Annotated in this window: 12 protein-coding genes; all 12 read left to right on the top strand. The window is 41.6% G+C overall.

Annotated features, from left to right (window positions below; translation table 11 throughout):
• Positions 1-205: hypothetical protein (locus tag LHW48_09165; GenBank protein MCB5260620.1), on the top strand; the 205-nt coding region annotated here is incomplete at its 5' end.
• Positions 206-466: 261 nt separating this feature from the next.
• Positions 467-694, top strand: a complete 228-nt coding sequence (gene xseB, locus LHW48_09160) for an exodeoxyribonuclease VII small subunit (protein ID MCB5260619.1) — start codon at positions 467-469, stop codon at positions 692-694.
• Positions 694-1,584, top strand: a complete 891-nt coding sequence (locus LHW48_09155; protein ID MCB5260618.1) for a polyprenyl synthetase family protein — start codon at positions 694-696, stop codon at positions 1,582-1,584. The genes xseB and LHW48_09155 overlap by 1 nt, the downstream gene beginning before the upstream one ends.
• Positions 1,581-2,015, top strand: a complete 435-nt coding sequence (gene dut, locus LHW48_09150; GenBank protein ID MCB5260617.1) for a dUTP diphosphatase — start codon at positions 1,581-1,583, stop codon at positions 2,013-2,015. Before LHW48_09155 ends, dut begins: the two co-directional genes overlap by 4 nt.
• Positions 2,016-2,023: 8 nt before the next feature.
• A complete protein-coding gene (gene nadA, locus LHW48_09145; protein MCB5260616.1) occupies positions 2,024-2,929 on the top strand; it encodes a quinolinate synthase NadA in 906 nt (301 codons plus the stop codon).
• A 12-nt stretch (positions 2,930-2,941) separates the two neighbouring features.
• Entirely contained in the window at positions 2,942-3,559 is a 618-nt protein-coding gene (locus tag LHW48_09140) for a methyltransferase (GenBank protein MCB5260615.1), read from the top strand.
• On the top strand, positions 3,556-4,407 hold the full coding sequence (locus tag LHW48_09135) for a hypothetical protein (protein ID MCB5260614.1): 852 nt from the start codon (positions 3,556-3,558) through the stop codon (positions 4,405-4,407). Before LHW48_09140 ends, LHW48_09135 begins: the two co-directional genes overlap by 4 nt.
• A complete protein-coding gene (gene pgsA / locus LHW48_09130) occupies positions 4,400-4,957 on the top strand; it encodes a CDP-diacylglycerol--glycerol-3-phosphate 3-phosphatidyltransferase (protein ID MCB5260613.1) in 558 nt (185 codons plus the stop codon). Before LHW48_09135 ends, pgsA begins: the two co-directional genes overlap by 8 nt.
• Before the next feature lies 1 nt (position 4,958).
• Entirely contained in the window at positions 4,959-6,011 is a 1,053-nt protein-coding gene (locus tag LHW48_09125) for a DUF4837 family protein (protein MCB5260612.1), read from the top strand.
• 1 nt (position 6,012) lies between these two features.
• Positions 6,013-7,743 (top strand): tetratricopeptide repeat protein, encoded by a 1,731-nt coding sequence (locus LHW48_09120; protein MCB5260611.1) that lies wholly within the window; start codon positions 6,013-6,015, stop codon positions 7,741-7,743.
• Between the two features lies 1 nt (position 7,744).
• Entirely contained in the window at positions 7,745-8,512 is a 768-nt protein-coding gene (locus LHW48_09115) for an ABC transporter ATP-binding protein (protein ID MCB5260610.1), read from the top strand.
• Between the two features lie 10 nt (positions 8,513-8,522).
• The coding region (locus LHW48_09110) for a thermonuclease family protein (GenBank protein MCB5260609.1) at positions 8,523-8,980 on the top strand (458 nt) is incomplete at its 3' end.

Raw genomic sequence — 8,980 nt, 5'->3', positions numbered from 1 at the left:
TTCAGAGAATTCTTCACATAGGCGCTTGACTGCGAGTACACATACAGTACAGGTGGCCAACTGTTTCGACAAGGGAAACCAGTGCAAGGGATGGGGTGGCAAGCTGGGGTGGCAAGCTCTGTTTGCCACAAATGCCGAAGGTCTTTTCTCTCTTGCAGCTCCGCTGCCTCTGCTAAACGGAGCGTGGCAGCCCATTTTCGGGTAACCCCTACGGTAATACTTAAATGAATATAAGATCGCTTACACTTATTGTAAAACAGATTTAAGGATTTTTTCCGTAAGACTCCGCTACAGTAACTGCGCTCTCTATATCGCCGGAATAGGTCGAGTGCCCTAACATTGAGTAATTCAGCCAGGAGCATTGTCATCTTCAAAAAAAGGGCTCTCTACTTCAATCAAATGCAATTTTAGGTTGACAGATTCCCCGAATAATGTAAACTAGATCAAAACATTATGGGAGAATTGCATGGATACGATAAATCTGGAAGAGCTCAATTTTGAAGCTGCTTTACGGGCTTTGGAGGAGGTTGTGGATAAGCTTTCGAACAGTGCCAACGATCTGGATGAAATGCTTAAACTTTATGCCCAAGGAGTGCAGTATCTCAAGCATTGTCAAGCCAAACTGGGCGAGGCAGAGGCAAAGATAAAAATCCTTAGCGAAGAACTCCCGGGCAAAAATTCAGGAGATGAATAATGGATCCTAATGTATTACTCAAAAAGGACATGAAAGAGAAGCAGGAGTTGGTAAATATTATATTGGATCGCTATTTACCCCGCAAGGATGAATATCCCAAAGAAATCCATAAGGCATTAAGATACAGCACCTTTGCCGGGGGGAAGCGTTTGCGTCCGTATCTAACTCTTTTGGCGTATCAGATGTATAAAGAGGATTTGGAGCCCATAATTCCGGTGGCGGCAGCCATCGAGATGATTCACACCTATACCCTAATTCACGACGATTTGCCGGATATTGACGATGATGACTATCGCAGAGGGAAAAAATCGTGTCATACAGTTTTTGGCGAAGGAGTAGCGCTTTTAGCGGGAGATTCACTTTTAATAAATGCCTTTGAACTAATAACATACGCTTCGCTTAGCGATGCTTTAAAGGTGCAGTTTGTGCGCGAACTTGCCACAGAATCCGGAATTAAAGGCGTAATTGCAGGTCAGAATTTGGATATAGAATCTGAGGGCAAAAAAGTTGATAAAAAAACTCTAAATTACATTCACAACAATAAGACTGCCAAGCTAATCAATATCGGCTTGAGATTTGGGGCATTGGCAGCCAAAGCACCCGCCAAAGAACTTGCCATTATCGAAGATTATGGTTCTAAGATAGGTTTAGTATTTCAGATTGTGGACGATCTTTTGGATATTGAGGGTATCGAAGCAAAATTGGGAAAAACTACGGGGAAAGATGAGGCTGCCGGAAAGGTAACTTTTCCATCAGTTTATGGTGTTGAAACGAGCCGCGAAATGGCACGAGACCTCACCGAAAAGGCAAAAGAGAACATTGCCGTATTGGGTGAACGGACTTTGTTATTGAGGATTTTGGCAGATTTTCTGCTTAACCGAAAATCATGAAGCTAAGATTTCGCAAGCTTCATCCCCATGCAATTGCGCCTCAAAGGATGAGCAGTGGAGCCGCAGGATACGATCTGTGTGCACGTTTGGACGATCCTTTATACCTTCTTGTGGGGCAACGGGTTGCAGTTCCTACTGGAATTGCAATCTCTTTACCATCGGGATATGAAGCACAAATAAGACCACGTAGCGGATTAGCGCTGAAATTGGGTTTAGGTGTGCTAAATTCACCCGGCACCATAGATTCCGATTATCGCGGCGAGATAAAAGTAATTCTTATTAACCTCAGCACAGAAGAAGTGTGCATCAATCCCGAAATGCGCATTGCACAAATGATTATATCCCGCATAGAAACTCCAATTCTGGAAGAATGTGAAAGGTTGGATGAAACCGAGCGGGCTGCGGGCGGATTTGGTTCCAGTGGAGCCTAAAGGTATATATGATGAATGAGATAATAAACAAGATAAAAAAACTAAAAAAAGAAAAGAACGCCCTTATTTTGGCGCATAACTACCAAGCAATAGAGATCCAAGCGCTGGCGGATTATCGCGGAGATTCTTTGCAGCTATCTATACTTAGCAAAGAACTGAACAGCCCCTTAATCGTCTTTTGCGGAGTTCGTTTTATGGCAGAAACCGCAGCCATTATAAACCCACAATCTCAAGTATTGTTGCCAGTTTTGGATGCCGGCTGCCCTATGGCAGATATGATCAATGCCGAGCAGTTACGCGAGTTTAAGCAAGCTCATCCGGGCTCACCGGTGGTATGTTATGTAAACAGTACCGTAGAAGTTAAGGCAGAGAGTGATATTTGTTGCACATCCTCCAATGCTGTGAAAGTATTACAATCCTTAGATACAGAAAAGCCAATATTGTTTGTACCGGATCGAAATCTGGGATCGTGGGCAGCCGCTCAAAGTGGACGTAAGGTTATTACCTGGAATGGCTATTGTCCTACACATCAATGGGGTTTTGGAGTAGAGGATATGCGCATTGTCCGCAAACAGTATCCGGGATATAAGCTTTTGGCACACCCGGAATGCGATCCTATCATCGTTAATGAAGCGGATGAAGTAATGTCGACGGGTGGGATGATGCGTTATGTGGCAGATCATGATGAGGTGATAATTGCCACAGAGAACGGTATGACAGACTATTTAAAGCATATTTATCCCGCCAAAAAGATCGTTAGCCTCTCACCCAAGGCAATCTGCCAAAACATGAAAAAGACAACTTTAAGGGATGTGTTAAAAGCCCTGGAAGAACACCGTCATGTAATAACAGTAAAGGAAGATATTGCCCAACAAGCAAGAAACAGCATTGAAAGAATGCTTGCTTTATCTTAAGTGGAGAGATAATTGGCAAAATATCGGGAGCTACTGCTCCCTGTTTTGGGCAAAAAGATAATGCAAGACGCCTCTTCGCAAGGGGTGTCTTTGGCTTCAGAGCTGTTGTATAAAGAAGTAATTGCACAATTTGATAACATTCCGCTTAAGGCATTGGAACTGGGAGGAGGTTGCGGAATAGTAAGCATTATGTGTGCCTTACTACGTCCCGCTTGGGATATCACCTTGCTTGAAATTCAGTCTCATCTAACGGAACTGGCACGAGAAAACGCTCAAGCGTGCTCTGTAAAGCTTAATGTTTTGTGCGAGGACCTGCTTGAACATAATGGGCAATACGATCTCATCTATGCTAATCCTCCTTGGAGGAAACTCAATTCTGGGCAGATGAGCCCCTATCATGAACGGAATATCAGCAGATTTGAGCTGCAGTGTACGATGCAGGATATTTTGCAGGCAATAGAGCGCAATCTCAAGCAAGCTGGGATAGCGGTGCTCATATACCCTCAAGAGCGGATGAAAGATTTGACCACAGAGATCGATAAGACTTTGCTTGACATAATAAAGCATCGAATTCATGATGGTAATAAAGCCTTTAGTTTGGCTTGCATAAAACATAGGGAAATTTTATGAATGCGAGATTTTACCTGATTCTACTGCTTATATGCGTGCTTTTTGGAGCTTGGGCATTTTTGGCGTACAATCATGGACTAAGTGAACAAGCTTACTACGAAAAGCTTTCGCGTCTTCCGGTATATGCTTATGTGGCAGACACCACTAAAGTGGAGCCCATCAAAAAGGAACTGGCAAGTGTTTCGGCAATAAAAGATGTGGAACACGAAACCGGGTTTCAAGCCGCTATGGAATTGATAGATGCTTATGGATTACCGCTTACCGATGAAATGGTGGCAGATTATCAGTTTCCGGATATACTAACGGTGGTTTTTCCGGCTCACAAAGCCGGTATTGAAGCAAAAAAACAGGTTATGAATAAGCTGCTGTTACATCTGGATCCAGACGACATAGATAGTCAGAGTAATGCGTATAACGAAATCATAATGGATTTGCAGCGTTTATCTTTACGCCATCTTGTCTTTAGCATCTTTGCGGGGCTTTTACTGTTATTACTGTTTATTTGCAGCCGGCTGAGTTATGAAATGCATATATATCTAAAACAAAAACGACAATTGATAAGCATTGTGGATGTTATGAGGCACAAAAAAATGAATCTGGTTCATAGCTGGATGATGCTAGTTATTCCAGTAGGCTTGGTATGCGGAGGCTACTATTTGGGGGTATATTTTGAGCGTTGGGGGAACTATGTGGCGTGGTGGAACTTTGTGTTAATGGCTGGGCTTAGTTTGGTGGGTACGCTGGTATTATACTTTTGTTTGCGTAGGTATGAACAAGATTCTGCTCTAAATGATCTGGAGCCGATTGTGGTTACCAGCAAAGCTGAAGAAGAGGCTGAAGATGCGTAAACATATTCCCAATATTCTAACAGTATTAAGGTTTTTGTTGGTACCGTTGTTTTTGTATATGATGTTTGTATGCCACAGTAAACATGCAAGCATCTACAGTCTTACCGTATTTGTTGTAGCTTCTCTAACAGATTATGTGGATGGAACTTTGGCACGAAAATGGAATGTAATAAGCGATTTTGGCAAGATTATGGACCCCCTGGCAGATAAACTTTTGGTGCTTTCTGCACTATTTGGTTTGTGTTTGTTGCCTCCCTTTAATCTTAATATTATTATTTTAATTGTAATCTCATTACGAGAATTTGGGATAAGCATCTTGCGTGAGGTGTTTCTTCAACGCGGAATAGTGGTTGCAGCAGGGAACCTGGGCAAACTTAAAACCGTGATGCAGATGATTGGCATCATCTTTGCTTTGGCTGCTTGGGCGTTTTTGCCACAAATAAGTGAAGGGTTAAGATTAGGCGTGGAACTGTGGTTCTGGCTGGTAGTGTTAATAACTTTAATAAGCGGAATTAATTACGTGAAGATCTTCTTTAAAAAGGAGGTATAATATGCGTTATGTGATTTTAGCAGTGTGTATATTGTTGCTGTTGGGGTGTCAACCTTCAACCAAAGAACAGGCAAGATATACCAGATATGACAGTATAATCGATAATGGCAAACCGCTGGCTATGGGCGACGAAAGAGATGTTTATATATTTTGCGATACAGAACAGTGGAAAACAACTAAACCATTTATCCAAAGTAGTATCGAGCGAGAAATCGTTTTGGCATATCCCGAGAAATATTTTCGCTTGAATATGGTACCCATTGCAAAAGTGGAGGATTATAAACAACATCGAAACCTTATTTTTATTGGAGATTTAGAATCCAATGGCAGGGTGTCACAATATATGAAAGAGACATTGGCACAAGATTTTATAACCCGAGTAGAATCCAGCGGAGGCGATCTTTTCATTGCTCGGAATCACTTTAGCAGAGATCAACTGATTATGTATCTATTGGGATCAAACAAACTAAACTTGGGAAAAATCGGAGCCATGCAAAGCGATAATATCTTCGAATTGCTTCTTAAACGATTTGCCGAAAGACAGGGTTATCAAACCTACCAACAACCAGTTATCAGCTCGGCATTTTGGAAGAAGTATCCGTTTAGCCTTAAAATTCCCGATAACTATACTTTATATTCCAATGATGCCGTGGGACGCTTTGTTTCGTTTATCTATAGGGCACGTATGCAAGATCGAGAGATTCCAGATAAGTATGTAAATGTGTACTATGAAGATATGCCCAAAAATATCATCGATCACCAGTGGCTTATCGAGAAGCGCAAGATGCTGGGAGAAAAATACTTTGAGGGTGATACCTTCAATGAAGAAATCATCAGTAAAGAACAAACTCAAGTGGCGGGATTTGATGCTTTCAGCATTGTGGGAGCATGGAAGAATATGAAGCACCTGATCGGAGGAGGATTTCAATCTTACGCTTTCTGGCACGAAGGGAAAGCATATATCGTAGATAACATAGTATACTTTCCGGCTGGAGATAAATTGCCCATATTGGTGGAACTGCAAGTGATCTCAAATAGTATCGAAATCAAGTAAAATGACCGTGAAAAACTGCATTGGCTTAGTTGTGTTGAGTATGCTTTGGGCTTGTTCCCATGTGAATCATCAGCACTTTCCCCAACCAGAAGCTCGAGAGGTTTGGATAGATGCATCGCAACCTAATACGGCATCCCTATATTATCTTTTAAGTGGATCTTATCTCTCTGCGTGGCAAGAATATGGGGTGGCAGATCAAGTATTGAATATGGCAATAACGCAGGATCCAAATAGTCCGCAATTACACAAAGCATATTTTATGAATGCCACCAAATACTATCGATCTATGATATCACCCGAAACCAAGAACTTGCTAAAAAGCTTCTTAAAAGACGCTCAAAATGAGTATCAGTTCGATGAAGACATGCTAATTGATGCCTATAGAGCATACGAAGACCTTGAAGATTATGAAGGCATGACATGGTCAGCAACTCAGCTGTGCCAGCGCTATCCCAGTTCCAGAGCATATTATTACAAGTATAATGCCGACAAAAAGCTATTAGGGAAAGCTAATACCCACCTATTGGAGCAGGCAGAAGCGCATCTACAAAATGAGTGGGAAATGCAACAGCTGCTTGCGCTATCTTGGCTTGAAATAGATGAAGATAGGTCTATTGCCCTGTTGGAAGAAGCACCTCCTAACCTATTAACTGAAACCATTTTGCTTTCGCTTTTAGATACAAAGAAAGACAAAGGCTTGCCGGAAGAACGCTTTAAAGCCCTTTCTTATCCGAAAGATGCAGAAGCGATGTTGGGCTTTTTGTATTTCTACAATCAGAAACCAGATCCGCAACAGGTATTTGCGCATAAGGATAAAATAGTGCAAATCCAGGACACTGGTATGTTGATTGTTTTGGCTACAACAGCACTGCAAGCTCAATCTGAGCCCGTATTCAATTTCCTTATGGAACACTTGCACAACAAAATACCCGAACCAGAAAACGATAGCAAGTATGCTGCAATAATGCTTTTTCAAGCGATTCAGAATAAGAATTCCAAAGCCATTAAAGAAATCTCAGAACTAATCTTTAGCTCATCTGATATTAGTGGGGCTCTGTTTTCAGCCATCTTGCATTCTAATCTGAGCGAAAGCGAGTTGGAGCAGAACAAACAGGAAATAATGAAAGCCGTGAACATCAATCTGGAAGAGAGTGTTCTAAAAGACTATCTGCTCTTTTTGTTAAACGGTTCTAGTACCAATAATCTAAATGATGCCGCCTTCAATTATAGCAAATACCTTTGGGATAAGGGTTTTGGGGCAAAAGCAGATGTTATAAATATATTGAATCATTATGCAAGCAAAGAGGATGAACAACCGCAAAAAGTGTATCTGAGACAAGCTCTTAAACGCTGGCCACGTGATGCCATGCTAATGAACAACCTTGGTTATCTATTGCTTAATGAACCCGAGCGTTGGGATGAAGCAGAAATCCTAATCTCGGAGGCACTTAAACAAGAGCCAAATTCTATCAGCTACATGGATTCTATGGCTTGGCTACACTATCTGCGCAAGGACTATGAAAAAGCCCATGAGTACATAATGGCAGTACAAGCCACTTCTGTGGATTCCGCCGAGCTTTTCTATCACATTGGCATGATCTATCTTGCCACAGATAACTTTGAGCAAGCGCATAACTATTTAACGAGAGCCGCCGCAGCCAATGGCCCCCAATCTTATGTAATAAAAGCAAAAGCTCAATTGCTACAGATGAAAAAAGATCCTTCAGACTAATATGATTCAAGTAGAGCAACTATCCTGTGGTTATTTAGATAAAGAAGTATTGCATGGTGTGTCATTCGACCTCCCAGCTCAAGCTTTTACTATTTTATTGGGACCAAATGGAGCAGGTAAATCTACCTTGCTTTATGCTTTGATGGGTTTTCTAAAACCCAAACGGGGAAGAATCCTTATTAAAGGCAAAGACTTAGGCAAATGTAGCCGAGCAGAATTGGCTAAAACTATCGCCTATATTCCTCAGGAATTGCATAGTGAATTCGATTATAGCGTCTCCGACACAGTATTGATGGGTCGCTATCCCTTTATGGGTCTTATGCAAAGCCATAATGATCAAGACCGTCACATCGTGAACGAAACTCTAAAGCAAATGGATTTGTATCCACTAAGAAACCGTCTTCTTCACCAGTTAAGCGGGGGTGAGAAGCAGCGCGTATACTTAGCTCGAGCTTTGGTACAGCAAACACCATACATCTTTCTGGATGAAAGCATTTCGCAATTGGATATCAACTATCAACTGGAAATCATGCGCTTGTTGCGCGAGATTAGTAGTAATCAAAACAAGGGCATTTTACTCATTTCGCACAATCTTAATCTTTCTGCCAACTATGCCGACAGTATGCTTTTTCTAAAGGAAGGCAGCCTGCTTTGCGCCGGAAGTCCGGAGGAATTGATGCAAGAAAGCATTCTTAGCAGTCTTTACGGGATTAATTTGGCAACTGCGTTAAATCCTTTATCGGGTAAAAACAATATCATCTATCCCTAAGGATGGCTTTTTGAAATATGTACTAATTTTAGCACTGGCTGCAATCATCCTTCTTAGCATCTTTACCTGTCCCGAAAAGAGTAGTATTTCTGTAGATCAATATCCTGTTGTCCGCGTTGTCGATGGAGATACCTTTATTGCGAGTATTAATGGTGAAGATGTGAGAATTCGGTTAATTGGAGTAGATACTCCGGAATCCGTACATCCCAATAAAGATGTGGAATATTTTGGCATTGAGGCCAGTGACTTCTTGAAAGACCTATTAGAAGGCGAAGAAGTGTTTTTTAAATACGATCAAAGTAACAGTGCCACGAACCATAAAGACCGTTATGACAGGATGCTTGCGTATGCCTACAGAGCTAGCGATTCTCTGTTTATAAACGCTGAAATCATCAAATGTGGCTATGGACATGCCTATACCAGTTTTCCGTTCATCTATCTGGAAGAATTTCTAAAGTATGAGCGTGA

The organism is Candidatus Cloacimonadota bacterium (assembly GCA_020532355.1).
GTDB lineage: Bacteria > Cloacimonadota > Cloacimonadia > Cloacimonadales > Cloacimonadaceae > UBA5456.
Note: the sequence above shows the minus strand (reverse complement) of the source record. Positions and strands in the feature narration are given on the sequence as shown.